The organism is Glutamicibacter sp. NPDC087344, assembly GCF_044744225.1.
Lineage (GTDB): Bacteria > Actinomycetota > Actinomycetes > Actinomycetales > Micrococcaceae > Glutamicibacter.
Genome location: NZ_JBIUXY010000006.1, coordinates 130,515 through 150,407, shown reverse-complemented (window position 1 = coordinate 150,407; position 19,893 = coordinate 130,515). Strand labels below are relative to the sequence as shown.

Genomic DNA, 19,893 nt, shown 5'->3' with positions numbered 1-19,893 from the left:
CCCGCCAGCTGCACCGATAGCATCGAGTCAGCACCAAAATTCACCACAAGGAGCTTATTTTTATGTCACATAAGGTCAAAGCGGTCATTTCCCGCGCCAAAGATGCCCCGGTCGAGGTTGTCGATATCATCGTTCCGGATCCAGGGCCGGGAGAAGTTGTTGTTGACGTGCTGACCACAGGTGTCTGCCACACCGACCTGCACTACAAGCTTGGCGGCATCGGCAACGACTACCCCTACCTGCTGGGCCATGAGTCCACCGCCGTGGTCAGCCAGATTGGTGAGAACGTCACCAACGTCAAGGTCGGCGACCGTGTCATCCTGAACTGGCGTGCAGTGTGCGGTCAGTGCCGCGCTTGCGCCAAGGGTGAGCCGAAGTACTGTTTCAACACCCACAACGCCACCCAGAAGATGACGTTGGAAGACGGCACCGAGCTGTCCCCTGCCCTGGGTATCGGGTCCTTCGCAGAGAAGACCCTGGTTCACTCCGGCCAGTGCACCATCGTGGATGAGGACGCCGATCCGGCTGCCGTAGGCCTGCTGGGCTGCGGCATCATGGCGGGTATCGGTGCGGCGATCAATACCGGTGAGATCAAGCGCGGCGAGTCCGTGGCGGTCATCGGTTGCGGCGGTGTTGGCGCAGCGGCTATCGCCGGCGCGCAGCTTGCCGGTGCCACCATCATCATCGCGGTAGACGTCAACCCGGACAAGCTGGAAACCGCCAAGCGTTTTGGCGCCACCCACACCGTGGATTCCTCCAAGAGCGACGCTGTCACCGCAATCCAGGAACTCACCGGAGGGTTCGGCGCCGACGTCGTCATCGACGCGGTGGGCCGCCCGGAAACCTACAAGCAGGCATTCTACGCACGCGACCTGGCCGGCCGAGTGGTGCTGGTTGGTGTCCCAACCCCGGAAATGACGCTCGAGCTGCCGTTGCTGGACGTTTTCGGCCGCGGCGGGTCGCTGAAGAGCTCCTGGTACGGCGATTGCCTGCCAAGCCACGACTTCCCGATGCTGGTCGAGCAGTACAAGCTGGGCCGCCTGGATCTGGATGCCTTCGTGACCGAGCGCATCAAGATCGATGAGATCGAAGAAGCGTTCAACAAGATGCACCAGGGCACCGTGCTGCGATCGGTGGTTGAAATCTAATGACCGCACGCATTGAAAACGTTGTCACCTCCGGCACCTTCAGCCTGGATGGTGGCACCTGGGAGGTGGATAACAACGTCTGGATTGTCGGGGATGAGAACGAGGTGATTGTGATCGACCCGGCCCACAACTCGCAGGCGATCCTCGAGGTCATCGGCAAACGCGAGGTGATGGCCGTGCTGCTCACCCATGGGCATGATGATCATATCCGCGCCGCCGCGCAGTTCTCCGACGAGGTCGACGCGCCGCTGTTCTTGAACCCCGAGGACCAGATGCTTTGGGATGCGGTGTATCCGGAGCGAGACATCGACGCCGAGATCCACGAGGGTGACAGCTTCACCGTGGGCGGCAGCACGTTGACCGCGCTGCACACCCCGGGGCATTCACCCGGTTCAACCTGCTTCTACGCGCAGGACCGGGGTGTACTGTTCAGCGGCGATACCCTGTTCCAGGGTGGCCCTGGCGCCACCGGGCGCAGCTACTCGAGCTTCGAGACGATCATCGATTCGATTCGCACCAAGTTGCTGACGTTGCCTGCTGAAACGGTGGTCAACACCGGTCACGGGGCCGCCACCACCATTGGCGATGAAGCACCGAATCTGGATGAATGGATCGCTCGCGGCCACTAGCCTGTATGCGGTACAACAAAAACCCAAGCCGGGATGGAACCAAAATCCGCCCCGGCTTGGGTTTTTTGTATGAAATGATGACTACATGTCTGACTTTTCTACGCGTGGCCGCTGGGCAAAAATCGCCGGCTGGATCGGTGCACTGTTCATCCTGTCCGGCAGCGTGCTGCTCTGGAGAGACAGCCAGGCTGAATTCGAGTTCTACTCCGGTAGTTACGAACCACTAACAACCGATACCTTTTCCATCGGCCCTTCGCTCATGCAGGTCGCAGGAGAGCTGCTGCTGGCCTTCGGTTTTGGCACCTTGTGCCTGAGTGTGGGCCTGATCCTGGGACGCCGCCTGCCCAAAAGCAGAAAACACACCCTGATCACACGGATCATCTGGCTCATCGGAATGCTGCTGTTGGCCGCTGGAACCGGGCTGCTGATCTGGGATGCACTACAGGTTAAAAGCTTCGGATGGTTTGCCTACGCGCCACTGACCGACACCACCTTCTCCCCCGACCCGTGGGTGACCGGGACGCAGATTTTCGGCAAAGCTCTCAGCGCGGTTGGTCTGGGAACCTTCGGCCTTGGAATCGGTCTCAGCGCAGGAGCAACCGGTGAAATCGTGAAGGACTAGCAGGTGCCGGCCTGTAGACATCCAAACCCATGAAGGTATTCTGGATCATGTCGGGACCTCCCAATCTCAAATGTGGTGCTCTTGCTGAACGCCCTGCCAGCCATTGGCTGGAAGGAACTGTTTTCGCTGGGGTGACCCACGACTAGATTGAGTAGCGGAGGCCCCGATGCTTCTCTTCACTGCCGTATTGCCTAAAACAACGAACGGTGAGCCTCAATGAGCTCTGGCCCGTTGTTGCGCACGTTGCCCACCGCAGGATCCACCTCGTACATGCTCCACGTTGAAGCTACATCAAAGGCTTCGGCGCGTACCTGGTCGATCAGTCCTTCTCCATCTTCTTGCTCCGGGTCCAGCCAGCGGGCCATCATCTGATGATCCATTGGAATCGGCAACCGATCATGAAGGCCTGCAAGCTCGCCGAGCACACCCGGTTCCTCGCTCGATGGTGAATCCATGGTCATGATCGAGGTGGATAGAATCCAGCTGCCGTCCGCATCCTTCCACCATTCATAAAGCCCGGCGAAAAAGATCAGCTTTCCGTCGTCCCGATGAACAAAAAACGGACGTTTGGTGTTGCCTTCCTTTTTCCACTCGTAGTAACCTTCCACGGGAACCGCGGCACGGCGTTTTTTCACCGCTGAACGAAAGGTCGGTTTGCTCGACGCGGTTTCACTGCGGGCGTTGAAAGCTCGCACTCCCACCGAAAGCTCCTTGGCCCATCCTGGGACCAAGCCCCAGCGAGCCACGTGAACCTGGCGGTGGAGCTGCCCGTCAATGATCCGCTCGAGCACGACCGGCACGTCGGTGGTCGGTGCGACATTCCACGATTGGCGAAGCTCCAAATTGGCGTCTGCTTCCGCTTCTGCTTCGGCAACCAAGTCACCAATGGCCTTGGCCATAACGTACCGTCCGCACATTTTGCTCTCCCGACGAGGGTTAGTGGTTCAAGGCCCTACGCTACTGCACCCAGGCATTGGTTTCTACAACCCACAAGCCCTTCCCTGAATCAGCCAAATTCGTTCGGAAATTGCTCCCCGAGGTTCTCGTCAACCACATCGCTGTCGCATTCAAGAGGCTGCTCGGTCAGCAGGTCAGCAGAATCGATTTTCCAGCCCTCATCTTCCAATACCAACCCGTACTGCATGTCCCAAATCGAGCACGTTTGTGTTGTTCCTTCCGGGGCGAACTCTGCGTCCTGCTTGGTCCAGAACTCAACATTCGCCAAGAGCGCGTCATCGTCATCTTGGACCTGGTATACGTCAGCGTAAGCCCAGTACGAGCTCGCCAACCCCTCGGACCATTCCTCAGCACTGACCATATTCGACTTCATCTTCGCGCTGAACAGGTCGTACGACGCATCATAATTTGACGAGTTAATTCCCTGAGCGAACAATCCAAAAAGTTCCGCAACGTCGAGCGCAAGCGGGTGCTTCGCAGTAACTTCAGGCGAGAACACAAAACCTTCCGGGGCATCTGCCTCAGCGCAGGTCTGTAACTGGAGGAAGCTTGTAGCGTTATCCCACTCGTCGATTGCCTGTTGAATACGTTGGGCAGTGACCGCGAAACCGGTGCCTTCAACACTTGGCGCAAATTCTCCGTCGGACCGTTGGACGGCAATTGCCATGGCGACAACATCACCGTCCACATCAACGACCGGACCACCCGAATTCCCGGCGTTGAGCGTGGCATTCGTTTTCAATATGGACTCTCGTTCGGAAGCGGCCCAATCTGCACCCTGATTCACGCTACTAATGAGTCCCTGCGTGAGGCTTAAACCGCTATCGGATTCTTCTGCATCTTCAACTTCACCGTTCAGCGGAAATCCGAGAGCTCCTACACTCGTGCCAATTGCAGGTTCCTCTTCGGAAAGATCAAAAACATATCCGTCGGATGAATTCGCAATTTTTAGCAGAGCGATGTCGATGACCTCATCGATCCCCAGTGGCATTGCACCAAAGAGTGCATCACCCACACGCACCTGCACCGAGCTGGCCCCGGCAACCACATGTGCCGCGGTAACCACAAGGTCATCACTGACTAAGAAGCCGGTCCCGGATCCAGTGCCTTCTTCGCAATATGCACTACCAATATGGGCGACCCCGGACCGCGTCGTCGCAGCCAGTTCCTCCCAATTCATGCTGGTTTCGGGAGGCTCACTAGTACTTGGCGGTGGGGTCGTTGTCTGAGCCGGAGTGGGTGTTGATTCATCGGAGGAAAGTAAACCCGAGCACCCCGACAGACCTAAAACAGCTGCCGTAACCACAACAACAAATCCAGCTCTTTTGGCAAAATCTAAAACGAACCGCATGAAATCCCCACCTTCAGTCAGGCAAAATTCCCCAAGTACAGCCTTTGTTCAGAATTAGAAAAGCTTAACCGTGCGGCGTTTTTATGGCAATAGCAAAAATGGACGCAGAGGCATTCACCTCCGAAGCGTCGACACGAATGGGAACAAACGCGGAACCTACATGGTTAGATAACAGTATGAGCAACGAATTGAACCTTGAGAAGTACGTTCCTGCCGCCGGCGGAGTCACCATGTTCACCACCAGCTGGTGCGGCTACTGCCGCAACCTGAAGCGACTGATGGACCAGAAAGGTGTGGCCTACACCGAGGTGAACATCGAAGAGGTTGAGGGAACCGCCGAGATCGTTGAGTCCTTCAACAACGGCAACCAGACCGTTCCAACCCTGATCTTCCCCGATGGAACCGCTGCGACCAACCCGCGCATCGATGAAGTTGTCGAACGCGTCGGCGCTTAACTTCCTGCATAATCACAAAGTTCCCGGAATCCTGCCAAGGGCTTCCGGGAACTTTGTGGTTAACAATCAATTTATTCGCTCACACTTACATGATCTCGGTATTCAGCCACCAATGCCTCGCTAAACACTTCCGTGCTGAGTCCGGGAACCAGATCATCGCCAGCGCCCACGGTTGCAGGGTCCATGGGGACCTCCATTGCCCGGTATACCGCATCCAACACGGTGCGCAGCGGCTTTGAATTCTCCACCACAAAAACACTGGAGAATAGCCACGCCCCGGAGACGACACGCTGCGCGGTACCCACAAGCTTCACCGCATGGTTGATCGCAGAACCCGGTCCGGGCAAACCGCGGACCGAATAGTCGCCGACACAGTACTCACCGTCAACCGGCCCCACCTCGGCCTGAACACCAACCCTGCGGAACGCATCCGCGTACAGCCGGGCAAAAATTTCAAAACGCTGTTGCTGATGCATGATCGCCTCTGACTGCGGCTCAATGTGATCAACAATCAAGGTGCCCCGATGGTAAGCGGCCGCTCGACCACCAGCTTTCCGAACCAGCGGGGTAAAACCATGGTGTTCGGCAGCTTCACGAGCTTGCTCGAAGCCCGCGAGGCGAACATCGCGCTGCCCGAAGGCCAACGTCGCGTCCGGGCGGTACAAACGCAGCAACGGGCCGCGCTCGCCGGCCTGCACCTCACGGAGCAACTGCACCCCACGCTCCAGATCAGCACCGGGATCACCGCTGGGATCTTCCTGAAGCAAAGTCAACGGGTCATCGGCCTGACGATTCCACATAGTCATGATCATGAGTCTAAATCAGCAACTCATCTGGTTCCGAACCCATGACGCGCAGGTGAGATCAGCAATATTTGAGGGCCGCCAGTACAGGTCTTTGTATACCGTGGGACATAATTGATCGTGTGCCTTCTTCATCTACACCAGTAATTCTGATCGGCGGACCCTCCGGATCGGGCAAGTCATACCTTGCAGCTCGATTCGGCAACCCTCATCTCCCCCTCGATGAGTTCTACCGTCAGCTTTCCGAAGACGGGCACCCCGAAGCATTTCCACGCACCCCCTACGGCGAAGTCGACTGGGACCATCCGGGAACCTGGAACATGGATGCAGCGCTGAAAGCAGCCAACGAACTGCTAGCGACCGGCAACACCATGGTGCCCAACTACTCGATCTCCACCTCGAGCTACGACGGACATCGGAAAATTTCTGGCACCGGCGGCCCAATCATTGCCGAAGGAATTTTTCTTTCCGAAATCCTTGAACCGCTACGCGCCCAAGGAATCGACGTTCAGGCGTACTACGTCGACGAACCAGCACTACTTACGACCATTCGCAGATTCGTCAGGGACGTATCCCAGCGTCGCAAACCAGTACTGTTCCTCATCAAACGAGGGTACGCACTATTCCGGGCGCACGGTGGCGACAGAGAAAACTACCGGGCCAAGGGATTCACCATCATGCCCAAACCCAAACTCAAGAAACTGTTGGCAAGCCTAGGGAACACCCGCTAACGCGAACGGACCGTCAGGATCTGTTCGGCGCGCCCAAACGGCCCACTTTCGTCGTGTAAAACTGTCGAGGTCAATCCGATCCCATCAGACCCATAACTCTGCTGCGTTTCCAACCCAAGCCAGCTTCCGCCGGGCGAACGGTACATATGAATCTGCAGATCGAGATTCGGGAACATCCACTGTCCCGCACCGGGTTGAACCCGAGGCGCCACGCCATTGGCGGTGTCAACAAGCCCCATAAGTCGAGCCATTGGCGAGGCATCATGCGTATCAACCAGATCATATGCGGTGCGAAGCCATGCAATCCCCTTGCCAGGGCGACGATCCGCGGCGGCGCGCATCTCAATCGACCGAATGTAGCCGCCGGGCCAAAGATTTGAAATCTCAACCGCTTCACACTCTTGTGGTCCGATCACCGAGTCATCTTCGACGCCTGCCACACTCGAAGAATCTCCCGTGATCACCCGCCAAGCCTGAGCGACAATGCTGGTGCGCCCCTTGGCGGTCATGACCGCTTCAATGAGTTCAATCGTCCGGCCTGGACGAACCAACCGTGTGGAGATTTCAAATTCTCCAGCGTGGATCAACCCATGAATCTCAAAACTCAACCGGGCAATACGCATGTCGTCGCGCGGCATGAAACGTTCAAGTTCATAAGCCAAGATCCCAGAAGCCGGAGCCATATGCTGCTCATGTGCGTTCCACGCACCTTGGGTATGCCACGAAGAACGATAACGGCCCTCGCCGAGTGACTCGAAATAATAGTCACCCGAGGCAAATACCTTGTCCAGGTCCTCGGTGAGCTGATGCGTCATTGCTGCCCTCCAGGCAAAATCACTCGGATACGTCTTTGCCAAGAATATCCAACATGTGAATCAAAACACGAAAACCTCACGCCTTTTTGGTTAGCTGGGTCGATCATCCCCATGCGCTCGCCGGCCTTCATGATCCATGATGCTGAGCACTTCGGCGACCCCGCTTACAGCCCAAACTACGTGCGGTGTGAGCGTATCGAACTGCGCCGCTTGCCCAGCCATGATGTGATAGGTTCTGTCGCCAAGTTTTAGTTGCATTTCGCCGGACAACACGGTGAACCATTCTTTCCCCGGGTGAATACGAGCTTCACTGGGGGCCGGTGCAGTTGATGAATCGTAACGGATTTTCGACACCGTGACACCGTTGACCGCGTCATCGTTCGACAACTTCCAAATGGTCATTCCAGGAAAATCAACCGGCTCAGGGCGGATCACAACATCCTGATCCCCCGTGGCTACCAGCTCATCAAGGGTTGTCCCCAGTGCTCGCGCCAGTGGGATCAGCTGATCCAAGGCAATGCGCCGCGACCCGGTTTCAATACGGCTCAGCGTCGACACGCTGAGATCCGCCTTGGACGCCAACGATTCCAATGACCATCCACGGCTTTGCCTCAGCGCCCTGATCCGTTGACGAATCGTGCGATCCACATCAAGTTCTTGCGTCATGCGCAAAATAATACCCATAAACAGCAAATCTTGCCTAGTGTGGAAACCACAACCCGCGGAAAGGACAACACAATGGAAAATTTCGACGCAATCATCATCGGCGGCGGAAGCGCCGGATTGGCCGCATCAATCGCCCTGGGACGCTCGCGTCGCTCGACGCTGGTAATCGACGCCAACGAACCACGCAACGCCCGCGCCGCACACGCTCATAACGTCTTAGGGCAAGAAGGAATTAGCCCCCTGCAACTCTTGGACCAGGGAAGAAACGAGGCGGTGCACTACGGAGCTCAAATCATCACTGACCACGCGGTACGCATAGAAGGTTCTTCGTTGAACGGTTTTACCGTCCACACCGAAACCGCTGCATACAAAGCCTCACGGATCGTTCTGGCCACTGGGCTCACGGATCAGCTTGAAGAAATCCCCGGATTGCGCGAGGCATGGGGCATCTCGGCCATCCATTGCACCTACTGCCACGGCTGGGAGGTGCGCGATCAGTCGGTTGCTGTTCTGGGTCTTGGCCCCATGAGCTCCCATCAGGCACTATTGTTCGCTCAGCTCAGCGATCGAGTGACATTCGTGAACCACCACCCCGAACACCTATCAGCCGAAAACCGCGAGATACTGAACAAGTCAGGTGTGGTGATCGTGGAGGGGCGGGTGCAACAGCTCCGCGTGGATGAGCATGGGCAACTCGACGGGATCGTCCTGGCCAACGGAGACCTCTTGGAATCCCAAGCCGCGGTTGTATCCAGTCGAATGATTGCGAACTCAGAGCTCTACCTGCAGCTCGGCGGAACGCTTAAGGATCACCCGATGGGAACGTTCATTCCGGTGAACGAAATGGGGGCAACCGATGTCCCGGGCCTCTACGCAACGGGGAATGCGGCAAATCTGGGAGCCATGGTCATGGCCGCGGCAGCTTCAGGAACTGTTGCAGGCGCTGCGCTCAACGGTGACCTGGCACTTGAAAGACTCGACTCTCATTCAAGCGCAACGACCGCCTAACTGTGTGGGAAACCTTCTAGCGGATCACTGGCGTACGTAATAAAACGCGATGCGCAGCGGCCGGGGCCAACGGGACATAAGTCGCGGTGCCCCGGCTTCTGTACGGTTCACAGGACGGTGGTGTTGATTATTAGCCAGCCAGCCGATCATTACCTCCATACAGGCCTGAATTCTGGCCTCCCGCAAGAATCTTCAGGGCGCGGAGTAAGGGCTTATCGGCGATCGAACTCAAGAGTTAATGGCAGATGTTTGGTTTCCGCCCTCCAGCTTCAACTAGGCAAAGACCAAGGAAAAGTTGCCCTATCTAGGGAATTCTTGGGGACCACAAGTAACAGTAGTAGGTGTCACGCAGACATTTTCGTTTCAAGATGGTAGAGTTATTGCGTTACCTCGGCGCTTGATGATGTGATTCACCCGTCACCAAGCGTTAGCAGTATGGATTTGTAGCACAGCCAACAAATCGTCTGTGCAGCACATATCAGCTGATCAGGTCCTGGATCGGATCAGCTCCTAACCGAAACGAATTCTTCATCTTCTCTTCTTCACTGCAAACTGGTTATCCAGACGCTTCGATGCGTCCGTTGACAACCGATTCCGAGTTCTACTCCGATGGGACTGGTTCATTACCGCCTGTCTACCGGAATTTCGCGGATAACTAATCCAGTGCAGCGACATCCGTTTTGGCCGATACCGGCAAAATCAGTAATCGATCGCCCGTATCGACGGCAGGCGAATCGTCTCGGACGGCACTGCCCGAGGTAACTCCCTAAATTTCCGATTCGAATCACCGGATCGGCACCCAGGCCACGAAGTGGCCAACCAATAATAAGGAAATAACACTATGGCCACTGGCACCGTGAAATGGTTCAACGCTGAAAAGGGCTTCGGCTTCATCGCTCCTTCGGATGGATCGGCTGATGTCTTCGCACACTACAGCGCTATCCAGAGCTTCGGATTCCGCAGCCTTGAAGAAGGCCAGACCGTTGAGTACACCCTGGAAGCAGGTCCGAAGGGCCCACAGGCTACCAACATTCAGGCCCGCTAAGAGTCTTTGAATAATGGCGTGGACTTCATCGTTTGATGAAGTCCACGCCATTATTGTTTTCTGAAGTTTGTTCCAGGTGCCATGGACACCGTGCCACCTAGAACACCTTTGTGTTAGCCCAGCTTCAGGGCGCTGCGGTTAACAAAAATGACGATCAGACCCAGCGCCAATAGCAGCATCGCCAGTCCTTGAAAACCAAACAGCGCCAGCAATGGCCCGGCGCTTAGTCCACCAAGCGCCCCGGCCAGATTCATCAGCAGATCGCTCGTTCCTTGAAGACTCGTTCGTTCGTGAATCGGCGCGGCGGCTGAAACCATGGTGGAGCCCGCCACTGTCGCCGCCGACCACCCCAGCCCAAGCAGTAATAGCGCCACCGTTACGACCGCGTGGTCATCCGAGCTGAACCACACCAGAAGGCTGGCGCCGATCAGCAATACTTGCCCCACCAGCGCCACAGGTGGTCCTCCGATGCGGTCGGTCAACCATCCGAAAACCGGCGAGAGCGCATACATCCCCAACACGTGCAATGAGATGGTCAACCCGATCAGGGTCAACGTTGCCCCGTGATGCTGCATATGAACTGGAGTCATTGACATCAACGCCACCATGTAGGCGTGGCTCAATGCAACGGTGATCACCGCGCGGCGTGCCGCCGGCAGCTCCCGCAGCAGGCGGAACCCTCCCCCGCGACGCGCAGTTTTCGAAGCGCTATTTCCATTTTGTTGCAGGGCAACTTTCATGGGGTCCGGATTCAATCCCACGAGGTAAATGCACATGCCTGCCAACTGCGCGGCCATCGCAATGAGGAAGCCTCCGGTGTAGGGCGGCAAGCCTAACGCGTTGGAGACCACTTCCCCGGGCGCGAAAAGGTTCGGCCCAATGACTGCGCCGATCGTGGTTGTCCACACCACCAAGGACAAGTCTCGACCGCGAGTTTTTTCATCAGAGAGGTCCGTTGCCGCGAACCGTGATTGCAGATTCATCGCCGAGGCTGTGCCCAAAACAAGCATGCCAAGAAACAGCAGCGGGATAAGATCCAGGACCGCAGAACTCACGATCATCAGCGAACCGCACGCGGCAATCAGTGCGCCGGTGGACAACGAAATACGCCGCCCGAAGCGACGAGCCAGCACGGCCAGTGGTATGGCCATGGCAGCCGCACCGAGGGTGTTCATGGTCGCGGCCATTCCGGCCAGTGAGTCCAGGCCAGAAACATCGACGATCAGCAGCGAACCCAGCGTGATTGTTGCGCCACCGCCAAGCCCACCCAGAATCTGTCCCAAGGCAAGGACCGAGATTGAACGTCGGCGGATCGAATTGATTTGAGGCTGGGTATACCGTTCGGGCGCAGGACCTGACTTCGTGATGATTACTCCTTAGAAACATTGCCTCGTGGCTTACCGCATTCTATAGCGTCGGTTGACTAGTCAGCGTTGTACGGAGCATGATTCGGATCTTTAGCTTCCAGCGTCTTCCATGCCAGACGATGATCTTCATCGTCTAGGACAATTCCATGTTGGCTTCGTTCGTCAGTGAGCCACTGCTCTGGTGCATCACCTGAACGATGCCGACTTCTTTCAACTCTCGAAGAACCTGCTCAACCGGAACGCGGCGTAGGGCCGCGATGGCCTGAGCACTACGGAGGACCTCGGAGTAGACGGTGATGACCTTGGATAGGGACACCCGTACCGCCGATGAAACCGTGCCCAAGGCCGTGGGTTACGGTGCTGCGTTACCCGCGCGGCTTCACACATCTTGTCACAGCGAAAGACTTCCAGAGGTTGCCGATCGACACGGAGTGGCGACGAGGTACCTGCTACTGAAAAGATCGGTCGAAAATCTTTTGGCTGCCGTAGCGTGCAAACAACAAGAGAAGCAATGCGGCGCCGGAAAGCAGGCCGTCGGCAATGCCAGCAGGAAGCATGAAAATCATGAGGGTGAGCGTAATAACGCAGTTGATCACGCTGAGCGCATAGCCCCACATGCGCTCCTTCAAAAGACCTACGGCCCCCACAATACGGAGCGTGGCGAATAGACCGCTCATGACAATCATGAGGTAGAGATTCTCATTAAAGAACGGAACGATAAACGAGAAGCCGTGGGCCAGTACGGCGGAATCAACGTCGAGCAGCAGCAAGACCGGCAGAGCCAAGAATGGCAGCCCCTCCATGAGGACTCCCTGCGCGAGCTGGAGAACGGCAGCCCATCGGAGCTGCTTTCGCGATAGCCGTAGCGAGGCATCTGTCGTCATGATCCTTGATCTTACCGCTGATCAGCTACGGTCCCGACGAATTGAGACATCGGACCCGCAAGCAATACGTGCGCTATCCGCATCCCCGGGAGTTCACCGTGGACATCGCTATGGCCGATCTGTTCAAGCCCCGTCTGCCGGGACAGCAGGGCTTTGAACCGCACTAGACGCGGCAGATCGTGCGGATCGGTGCGTGCATGGATCTTTCGGACGCTTCGGTAAGTGCCGGTGATCCGAATCCTGAGAGCGAGAGCGAGAGGATTTCTCCCGGGTTTATCCGAGCAGTTCGGCGTCTTCACGACGATGACCCCCGGTGCGAGTAGCACAGGCATAGGTACACGCACCAGTCGAAGCGTTAGCCCTACGATGATCCGCTCCGATCGACTCGCCCAGCGACGAATCCAAGATTCCTGCCGGAGAACTTGCCCTGGCGATCCGGATGCATGACTAATGGGCGGACCGCAGCCGTCAATCAAACTTATGGCCATATAATGTCCACAAGCTGAGGAAGAATGAAAGACGTAGTCACCACCGGAACCCTGGACTGGCTCCTTCGAAAGGAATTCTCATGAGCACCCCTCCCGCCCGCCCTGCCGGCTCGAACACCGTCAACCCGTTCATCGTGACGGACGATGCGAGTGCGCTGATCAGTTTCGCCACCGACGTCTTCGGCGCCGTCGACGTACCTGAGGCGCGTACCGTCGACACCGACGGGCTGATCCTCCACTCCGAGCTGCGCATTGATGATTCGATGATCGCTGTCACGGACCGCAAACCCGGTTGGCCCTTTACGCCCGCGTTGATCCAGGTCTACGTCGAGGACGTCCAGGCAACCGTCGAACGCGCCGAGACGCTCGGAGCTCAGGTAATCACCCAGCCGACGGACTTCTTCGGAGACGTTCTTGCGCGGATCCAAGACCCGCAGGCGAACCTCTGGTGGATTTACCGCCACAATCCCGCACCCGACGAGCAGAGCTGGGATAACGCCGAGACCGATGACACAAGCTGGGAATCGTACACCAGCCCCGAACTGGAGTACATCCACTCGACGCTGATCAACGCGATGGCGAACCTTGCAGACCCGCGCGCCGCAAGCAAGCCGTAGGCGCTTAGACGAAGCACCACAGGAAAGAAAACATCCATGCGCTTACTCTCCGCCACCGCGGGTCGGGACCTTGCGTTCGTGCGACTAACCGAGGACGAAAAACGAGCCAGATTGCGAAGCTACGGTTGCGATGAGCGCTACGTAAAGTTCGGCATCCAGCACGCGAGCAATCCGCCCGCCGAGCCCGGCGTGTGCTCACCACGGTCGAGAAAGCTCACCGGGCGTCCGGCGCGCACGTTTGCCCGGTGGGCCCAGGAGAACGCCAGTGCATTCCAGCCTGAAGAATCAGATACTGGCACAGGCTAACTCCGGAAGTTGGCGCTACGTTTCTTTTTCAAGTGTGCGTGTCGGTGCTCGGGTTGCATCGGTGAGCCGTTCGCCCCATCCGCGGAGGTAATCAATCACCTCGGGCGGCCCATGAACCACGAACGGGGCACCGATCGAGGCAAGGCAAAACGCGGCCCAGTCGAGGGACTCCGCGGGAATGTACACCTCACAGGTGGTTGCATCGATTTGTTCGACGCTTCCGTGGTGCCCGACCTCCTGCTTTACAACGTGGGCGCTGGCCTGCACGGTTGCCCTGATCGGGTACTTGGCTGGCAGGGAGTTGATCTGGCTCTGGATGTACTGGACGGGATCGTCCCCCGGGAGGCCGCGCGGGGCGAACTGCTTCCCTTTGCGCACGGGATCCTCGATTCGATCAATGCGAAAAGTACGCCAGTCCGACCGGTCAAGATCCCAGCCGATCAAATAGAGGCGGTAGTCCACGCTGACCGTGCGATGGGGCTGGACCATGCGCTCTGTGACTTGACCGCGTGGCGTGCGGTAGGTGAACTTCAATGTCTCGTGATCGCGGCATGCCAAGGCCACCGTGGTCAGCGCGGCAATATCGGTGATGACCGCGGACTGAATGGTGACGGGGGCCGAGGCTAAACTGCGCAGGCTGTCGATACGGCGCCGTATGCGTGCGGGAAGCACCTGTACGATTTTCGCCATCGCGCTCACAGCCGCATCTGCCGACGTGGGGTGGATGCCTGAGGCCACCTCTTTGAGTCCCAGAACGATCGCCGCCGCCTCTTCCTCACTCAGCACAAGCGGCGGCAAGGATCCTCCCGCGCTGAGCTGATACCCGCCCCCGGTCCCCCTGGTCGTGCTGATCGGGTAGCCGAGGTCTTGGAGGTTATTGACATCCCGGCGAAGTGTCCGTGGACTGACTTTGAGCCGACGTGCGAGTTCGCTGCCGGGCCAGTGCCGGCGGCTTTGCAGCAGGCCGAGCAGCTCAAGGGCGCGCGTACTTGTTGACATGCTTCGACCCTACTCCGACTTCTGGTCATATAGCGTCCGCAAGTAGGCCGATTAGGGCAGTGGTCTTTACGGCCCACCAGGTGGAAGGGGGCGATCCTGATTCAGCCGATCAACTCACATCTCTGCTGAGCTCGTTGGGCTTTTTCCGCGAAGCGGCCAACCTCGAATAGACCGTCGCGGTCGTGAAGAATCTTGGCACACAGCGCTTCTCGCCGTAGGCGATCTTTTCTTCGAACTCACGAGTCGTGATCCTCGCCATCGGCATGCCAGTGTCATATTACGTTCCGAGCATCTTGGTGACTGTTGATGGAACAAACGGGCGAATCGAGCTATACCGTCTGCAGCTGGCTTACCCCGACATACATGCCTTGCACATGCTTCAAATCCTCAGGGCGCAGTTGCGTCCGGGCTTCGCGCCAGCCCCATCTCATGAAGACGCAGGTGCCTTTGAATAGTATCTAAACCACTCCTCCACGAGACTTTCACTCTCAAAAGCACCGTGCCTGATATGCCAAAGAGGCTGGGGCCCGCAGAAAACTGCAGGTCCCAGCCTCGATCAAGCCATAGCGGACTTCACCTAGAATCTGGGGCTTTAGAAGTCCCAGTCTTCGTCTTCGGTGTTTACGGCCTTGCCGATGACGTACGACGAGCCGGAGCCGGAGAAGAAATCGTGGTTCTCATCAGCGTTCGGGCTCAGCGCAGCAAGGATTGCTGGCGAAACGTCGGTCACGGTGGACGGGAACATGGCCTCGTAACCCAGGTTCATCAGCGCCTTGTTGGCATTGTAGTGCAAGAACTTCTTGACGTCCTCAGCCAGGCCTACCGGATCGTAGAGATCATGGGTGTACTGGACTTCGTTCTCGTACAGTTCAAACATCAGCTCGAAGGTGTAGTCCTTCAATTCCTGTTTGCGTTCTTCGCTCAGGCCTTCGAGGCCCTTCTGGAACTTGTAGCCGATGTAGTAGCCGTGGACGGCTTCATCGCGGATGATCAGACGGATCAGGTCTGCGGTATTGGTCAGCTTGGCGTGCGAAGACCAGTGCATCGGCAAGTAGAAGCCGGAGTAGAACAGGAAGGACTCAAGCAGGGTCGAAGCGATCTTGCGCTTGAGCGGATCCTCACCGTAGTAGTAGCTCTCGATGATCTGAGCCTTCTTCTGAAGGTTCACGTTCTCGGTCGACCAGCGGAAAGCTTCATCGATTTCCTTGGTTGAAGCCAGGGTGGAGAAGATCGAAGAGTAGCTCTTGGCGTGCACCGACTCCATAAAGGCAATGTTGGTGTACACGGCCTCTTCGTGCGGGGTAACGGCATCCGGGATCAAAGACACAGCGCCGACGGTTCCCTGCAGAGTATCAAGCAAGGTCAGACCGGTGAAGACGCGCATGGTCAGCAGCTTCTCGTCTTCGGTCAAGGTCCCCCACGACTGGATGTCGTTAGACAGCGGCACCTTTTCCGGGAGCCAGAAGTTATTAACGAGTCGGTTCCAGACCTCGACATCCTTCTCGTCTTGAATGCGGTTCCAGTTAATAGCTTCGACCTTGTGGGTGAGCTTCAGCTTTTCGGTCATTGATCCCTCGTTGAACAGCGATACGTACTACGTCCAGCTACCACCTTACCGTGCAGAACTTGCTTTGAAGATCTGTTCGGCAGACTGATAACCGATGCGAGAATCGCGTGGAATTTTTTGATGTTAAAAAAGCCTTAGCTGCCGCCGGGGTATCCCCAACGGCAGCTTCAGCATGTATTCAGTTTATGAAAAAGAGCTTTTGACTAGTGCATTAGAGCATGCACGAGACGCAACCCTCAACCTCTGTGCCTTCAAGGGCCAGCTGACGCAGGCGGATGTAGTACAAGGTCTTGATGCCCTTGCGCCATGCGTAGATCTGAGCCTTGTTGATGTCGCGAGTGGTCACGGTGTCCTTGAAGAACAAGGTCAACGACAAGCCCTGGTCAACGTGCTGGGTGGCAGCCGCGTAGGTGTCGATGATCTTCTCGTAGCCGATCTCGTAAGCATCCTCGTAGAACTCGATGTTCTCGTTGGTCATGTAAGGAGCCGGGTAGTAAACGCGGCCGATCTTGCCTTCCTTACGAATTTCAACCTTTGCCGCCACCGGGTGGATCGACGAGGTCGAGTTGTTGATGTAGGAGATCGAACCGGTTGGCGGAACAGCCTGCAGGTTCTGGTTGTAGATACCGTGCTCCATCACCGACTTCTTCAGCGCAATCCAGTCTTCCTGGGTAGGAATGTGGATGCCGTCGAAGAGTTCGCGTACACGCTCGGTGGCAGGAGCCCATTCCTCGTTGACGTACTTGTCGAAGAACTCGCCCGATGCGTACTTGGAATTCTCGAAGTTATCAAACACCTCGCCGCGTTCAATCGCGATCTTGTTCGACGCGGTCAACGCGTGGAACAGAATCGAATAGAAGTAGATGTTGGTGAAGTCGATACCTTCTTCGGAGCCGTAGTAGATGCGCTCACGAGCCAGGAATCCGTGCAGGTTCATCTGCCCCAGGCCGATGGCGTGAGACTTCTTGTTACCGTCGGCAACCGAAGGAACGGAATTGATGAAAGACATATCCGAGACTGCGGACAATGCGCGGATGGCAATGTCTACGGACTTGGCCAGATCTTTGCCGTCCATGGCCTTGGCGATGTTCATCGACCCCAGGTTGCAGGAGATGTCCTTGCCGATGGTCTTGTAGCTCAAATCGTCATTGAACTCCGAAGGCGAGGAAACCTGGAGGATCTCAGAGCAGAGGTTCGACATGGATACGCGGCCAGCGATCGGGTTGGCCTTGTTCACCGTGTCTTCAAACATGATGTACGGGTAACCGGACTCGAACTGGATCTCCGCAAGCGTCTGGAAGAACTCACGCGCATTGATCTTGGATTTCTTGATCCGCGAATCGTCAACCATCTCGGAGTACTTTTCGGTGACCGAGATTTCACTGAATGGCTTGCCGTAGACGCGCTCGACGTCGTACGGGCTGAACAGGTACATGTCTTCGTTCTTGCGGGCAAGCTCGAAGGTGACGTCCGGAATGACAACACCCAGCGACAGGGTCTTGATGCGGATCTTCTCGTCAGCGTTTTCACGCTTGGTGTCGAGGAAGCGGTAAATATCTGGGTGGTGGGCGTTCAGGTAGACCGCGCCGGCCCCCTGGCGTGCGCCAAGCTGGTTGGCGTAGGAGAAGGAGTCTTCCAGAAGTTTCATGACCGGGATAACACCCGAGGACTGGTTCTCGATCTGCTTGATCGGTGCACCGTGCTCACGCAGGTTGGTCAAAGCCAGGGCTACACCGCCGCCGCGCTTGGAGAGCTGCAGCGAGGAATTGACCGAACGGGCGATCGATTCCATGTTGTCTTCGATGCGAAGCAGGAAGCAGGAAACCAATTCGCCGCGCTGAGCCTTGCCGGCGTTGAGGAAGGTCGGGGTAGCCGGCTGGAAGCGGCCTTCAATGATTTCGTTGACGAGCTGGGTCGCCAGCTCTTCGTCGCCACGGGCAAGGTGCAGGGCAACCATGCAGACGCGGTCTTCGTAGCGCTCCAGGTAACGCTTGCCGTCAAAGGTCTTCAGCGTGTAGGAGGTGTAGAACTTGAAGGCGCCAAGGAAGGTCTCGAAACGGAACTTCTTGGAGAATGCGTGCTTGAAGAGGTCGCGGATGAAGTTCATCGAGTACTGATCGAGGGTTTCCCGCTCGTAGTATTCGTGCTTCACCAGATATTCGAGCTTCTCATCCAGATCATGGAAGAACACGGTGTTGTTGTTCACGTGATCCAGGAAGTACTGGCGAGCCGCATAGCGATCCACCTCAAACTGGATCTTGCCGTCTGGACCGTAGAGGTTCAGCATGGCGTTGAGGTCGTTGTAGCTCAAGCCCTGGAACTGAGCGGGGAGCTCCTTAGAGTCCTTCATCGTTCCTGCTGCTTCTGCGACGCTGGTTTCCAAAAGGTTTCAAGCCCTTCTTTGACTTTGAGAACATCTTCCTGCGTTCCCATGAGTTCGAATGTATAAAGTACGGGCACTTCGCATTTGGCCGCGATGCGTTTGGCAGCAATGCAGTAGTACTCGCCGAAGTTTGTATTACCCGCTCCGATGACACCGCGTAAGTTCTTGCGGTTTTCTTCATACCCAAGAAATTTCATGACCTGCGGGAGGATTGAACGTTTGCCGCCATCTCCCCCATAGGTGGGAAGCAACAAAACGTACGGAGCTGTGGTGATGAGTTTCGGTTCGTAACCGTAGAGCGGTATTCGGGCCGAGTCCATCTGAAGTTTTTCAACAAACCGTAGGGTGTACTCCGATATCGAAGAGAAAAAAATCAACTTCGAATCGGTGTACACCACCGGTTCGTGTGCCTCAGCGTGTTGCCTGTCGGCAAGAGCTGTCGGTGGCATGGTATTTCGCCTCCACTACAAAAAGAGCGGATTGAGTACCGAAAGATCTCGGTATCTGATTAGTTTGCCGGAGCCAGCAAAGCGATCTTGTCTGGGCGGAAGCCCGACCAATGATCGTTGTCGGTTACGACTACCGGTGCCTGCATGTATCCAAGGCCACGCACGTGCTCCAAGGCGTTAGCATCCTGAGAGATATCGACCTTGTTGTACTCGACACCCTTCTTGTCCAACGCGCGGTAGGTAGCGTTGCACTGTACGCAGGAAGGCTTCGTGTAAACCGTGATGGACATAGTCCCTGATCCCCTTTAAAAAAGTCCTTGTTTTGGTCCGTCTTCTCACCGTTTTCACGATGGTGCGAACCAACCTCTCGGATGCCCCAAAGTTACCTTTGGGGTGTTTTCGGCTCGTATCTCGCCGTCGGATTCAATACTACATCTTGTGTCTGGTCGGTCAAGCGGCCACAAGATGATGTATTACAGCTATGTCATTCCCCCCACAGCGCAGTCCACAGGAATTGTGGATAGCGGCCTCTGATTTAACCCTGAATTCTCGCGGTAGAGCTAATTTTGTCCACAGCTTGGGATATCGAGAGTGCGGCTTAAA

Annotated in this window: 21 protein-coding genes; 8 read left to right on the top strand and 13 right to left on the bottom strand. The window is 56.6% G+C overall.

What is annotated here, in order from left to right; translation table 11 throughout:
- Positions 1 to 62 precede the first annotated feature (62 nt).
- The 3 genes from ACIOWL_RS12590 to ACIOWL_RS12580 all read left to right on the top strand — a co-directional run bounded on the left by ACIOWL_RS12590 (position 63) and on the right by ACIOWL_RS12580 (position 2,399).
- On the top strand, positions 63 to 1,148 hold the full coding sequence (locus ACIOWL_RS12590; protein ID WP_400385476.1) for an S-(hydroxymethyl)mycothiol dehydrogenase: 1,086 nt from the start codon (positions 63 to 65) through the stop codon (positions 1,146 to 1,148).
- Entirely contained in the window at positions 1,148 to 1,777 is a 630-nt protein-coding gene (locus ACIOWL_RS12585; RefSeq protein WP_400385474.1) for an MBL fold metallo-hydrolase, read from the top strand. The genes ACIOWL_RS12590 and ACIOWL_RS12585 overlap by 1 nt, the downstream gene beginning before the upstream one ends.
- Positions 1,778 to 1,862: 85 nt before the next feature.
- Positions 1,863 to 2,399 (top strand): hypothetical protein, encoded by a 537-nt coding sequence (locus tag ACIOWL_RS12580; protein ID WP_400385850.1) that lies wholly within the window; start codon positions 1,863 to 1,865, stop codon positions 2,397 to 2,399.
- Between the two features lie 191 nt (positions 2,400 to 2,590).
- Here the strand turns inward: ACIOWL_RS12580 and ACIOWL_RS12575 are convergent, their stop codons facing one another.
- Together ACIOWL_RS12575 and ACIOWL_RS12570 are read right to left on the bottom strand one after the other, a co-directional pair.
- Positions 2,591 to 3,316: an SOS response-associated peptidase gene (locus ACIOWL_RS12575; protein WP_400385472.1), complete on the bottom strand. Its 726-nt coding sequence runs from the start codon at positions 3,314 to 3,316 to the stop codon at positions 2,591 to 2,593.
- 89 nt (positions 3,317 to 3,405) lie between these two features.
- Positions 3,406 to 4,707: a trypsin-like peptidase domain-containing protein gene (locus ACIOWL_RS12570; protein ID WP_400385469.1), complete on the bottom strand. Its 1,302-nt coding sequence runs from the start codon at positions 4,705 to 4,707 to the stop codon at positions 3,406 to 3,408.
- A 176-nt stretch (positions 4,708 to 4,883) separates the two neighbouring features.
- On the opposite strand from ACIOWL_RS12570, the gene ACIOWL_RS12565 reads away from it, so the two are divergent.
- On the top strand, positions 4,884 to 5,162 hold the full coding sequence (locus ACIOWL_RS12565; RefSeq protein ID WP_400385467.1) for a mycoredoxin: 279 nt from the start codon (positions 4,884 to 4,886) through the stop codon (positions 5,160 to 5,162).
- Between the two features lie 71 nt (positions 5,163 to 5,233).
- On the opposite strand, the gene ACIOWL_RS12560 is transcribed toward ACIOWL_RS12565, so the two are convergent.
- A complete protein-coding gene (locus ACIOWL_RS12560) occupies positions 5,234 to 5,968 on the bottom strand; it encodes a biotin/lipoate A/B protein ligase family protein (protein WP_400385465.1) in 735 nt (244 codons plus the stop codon).
- A 119-nt stretch (positions 5,969 to 6,087) separates the two neighbouring features.
- Between ACIOWL_RS12560 and ACIOWL_RS12555 the strand changes: the two genes are divergently transcribed.
- Positions 6,088 to 6,696: a uridine kinase gene (locus ACIOWL_RS12555; RefSeq protein WP_400385463.1), complete on the top strand. Its 609-nt coding sequence runs from the start codon at positions 6,088 to 6,090 to the stop codon at positions 6,694 to 6,696.
- On the opposite strand, the gene ACIOWL_RS12550 is transcribed toward ACIOWL_RS12555, so the two are convergent.
- Together ACIOWL_RS12550 and ACIOWL_RS12545 are read right to left on the bottom strand one after the other, a co-directional pair.
- Positions 6,693 to 7,511 carry a thioesterase family protein gene (locus ACIOWL_RS12550; RefSeq protein WP_400385460.1) on the bottom strand — a complete coding sequence of 273 codons (819 nt, stop codon included), beginning with the start codon at positions 7,509 to 7,511 and terminating at the stop codon, positions 6,693 to 6,695. The two genes, ACIOWL_RS12555 and ACIOWL_RS12550, sit on opposite strands and share 4 nt — an antisense overlap.
- A gap of 90 nt (positions 7,512 to 7,601) precedes the next feature.
- Positions 7,602 to 8,177, bottom strand: coding sequence for a helix-turn-helix domain-containing protein (locus ACIOWL_RS12545; protein WP_400385458.1), 576 nt, complete (start codon positions 8,175 to 8,177; stop codon positions 7,602 to 7,604).
- A 72-nt stretch (positions 8,178 to 8,249) separates the two neighbouring features.
- Between ACIOWL_RS12545 and ACIOWL_RS12540 the strand changes: the two genes are divergently transcribed.
- Positions 8,250 to 9,185 carry an NAD(P)/FAD-dependent oxidoreductase gene (locus tag ACIOWL_RS12540; protein ID WP_400385455.1) on the top strand — a complete coding sequence of 312 codons (936 nt, stop codon included), beginning with the start codon at positions 8,250 to 8,252 and terminating at the stop codon, positions 9,183 to 9,185.
- Between the two features lie 841 nt (positions 9,186 to 10,026).
- A complete protein-coding gene (locus tag ACIOWL_RS12535; RefSeq protein ID WP_013349123.1) occupies positions 10,027 to 10,230 on the top strand; it encodes a cold-shock protein in 204 nt (67 codons plus the stop codon).
- A 113-nt stretch (positions 10,231 to 10,343) separates the two neighbouring features.
- On the opposite strand, the gene ACIOWL_RS12530 is transcribed toward ACIOWL_RS12535, so the two are convergent.
- The 3 genes from ACIOWL_RS12530 to ACIOWL_RS12520 form a co-directional block, all read right to left on the bottom strand.
- A complete protein-coding gene (locus ACIOWL_RS12530; protein WP_400385452.1) occupies positions 10,344 to 11,513 on the bottom strand; it encodes an MFS transporter in 1,170 nt (389 codons plus the stop codon).
- Positions 11,514 to 11,730: 217 nt separating this feature from the next.
- Complete coding sequence (locus tag ACIOWL_RS12525; protein ID WP_400385450.1) at positions 11,731 to 11,940, bottom strand: hypothetical protein; 210 nt, start codon at positions 11,938 to 11,940, stop codon at positions 11,731 to 11,733.
- 106 nt (positions 11,941 to 12,046) lie between these two features.
- Positions 12,047 to 12,400 carry a DUF2127 domain-containing protein gene (locus tag ACIOWL_RS12520; RefSeq protein ID WP_400385448.1) on the bottom strand — a complete coding sequence of 118 codons (354 nt, stop codon included), beginning with the start codon at positions 12,398 to 12,400 and terminating at the stop codon, positions 12,047 to 12,049.
- A gap of 649 nt (positions 12,401 to 13,049) precedes the next feature.
- Here ACIOWL_RS12520 and ACIOWL_RS12515 point away from each other — a divergent pair.
- The gene (locus tag ACIOWL_RS12515; protein ID WP_400385445.1) at positions 13,050 to 13,586 is read left to right on the top strand and encodes a VOC family protein; all 537 of its coding nucleotides are present in this window, start codon (positions 13,050 to 13,052) and stop codon (positions 13,584 to 13,586) included.
- 321 nt (positions 13,587 to 13,907) lie between these two features.
- Here ACIOWL_RS12515 and ACIOWL_RS12510 read toward each other — a convergent pair whose 3' ends face one another.
- From ACIOWL_RS12510 to nrdH, 5 genes are all read right to left on the bottom strand, one after another.
- Positions 13,908 to 14,891 carry a helix-turn-helix transcriptional regulator gene (locus tag ACIOWL_RS12510; RefSeq protein ID WP_400385442.1) on the bottom strand — a complete coding sequence of 328 codons (984 nt, stop codon included), beginning with the start codon at positions 14,889 to 14,891 and terminating at the stop codon, positions 13,908 to 13,910.
- A gap of 592 nt (positions 14,892 to 15,483) precedes the next feature.
- Positions 15,484 to 16,458: a class 1b ribonucleoside-diphosphate reductase subunit beta gene (nrdF, locus tag ACIOWL_RS12505; protein ID WP_400385439.1), complete on the bottom strand. Its 975-nt coding sequence runs from the start codon at positions 16,456 to 16,458 to the stop codon at positions 15,484 to 15,486.
- 211 nt (positions 16,459 to 16,669) lie between these two features.
- A complete protein-coding gene (nrdE, locus tag ACIOWL_RS12500; RefSeq protein ID WP_400385436.1) occupies positions 16,670 to 18,808 on the bottom strand; it encodes a class 1b ribonucleoside-diphosphate reductase subunit alpha in 2,139 nt (712 codons plus the stop codon).
- Entirely contained in the window at positions 18,805 to 19,290 is a 486-nt protein-coding gene (gene nrdI, locus ACIOWL_RS12495) for a class Ib ribonucleoside-diphosphate reductase assembly flavoprotein NrdI (RefSeq protein ID WP_400385434.1), read from the bottom strand. Before nrdI ends, nrdE begins: the two co-directional genes overlap by 4 nt.
- 59 nt (positions 19,291 to 19,349) lie before the next feature.
- A complete protein-coding gene (gene nrdH / locus ACIOWL_RS12490; RefSeq protein ID WP_047119244.1) occupies positions 19,350 to 19,580 on the bottom strand; it encodes a glutaredoxin-like protein NrdH in 231 nt (76 codons plus the stop codon).
- Positions 19,581 to 19,893 lie beyond the last annotated feature (313 nt).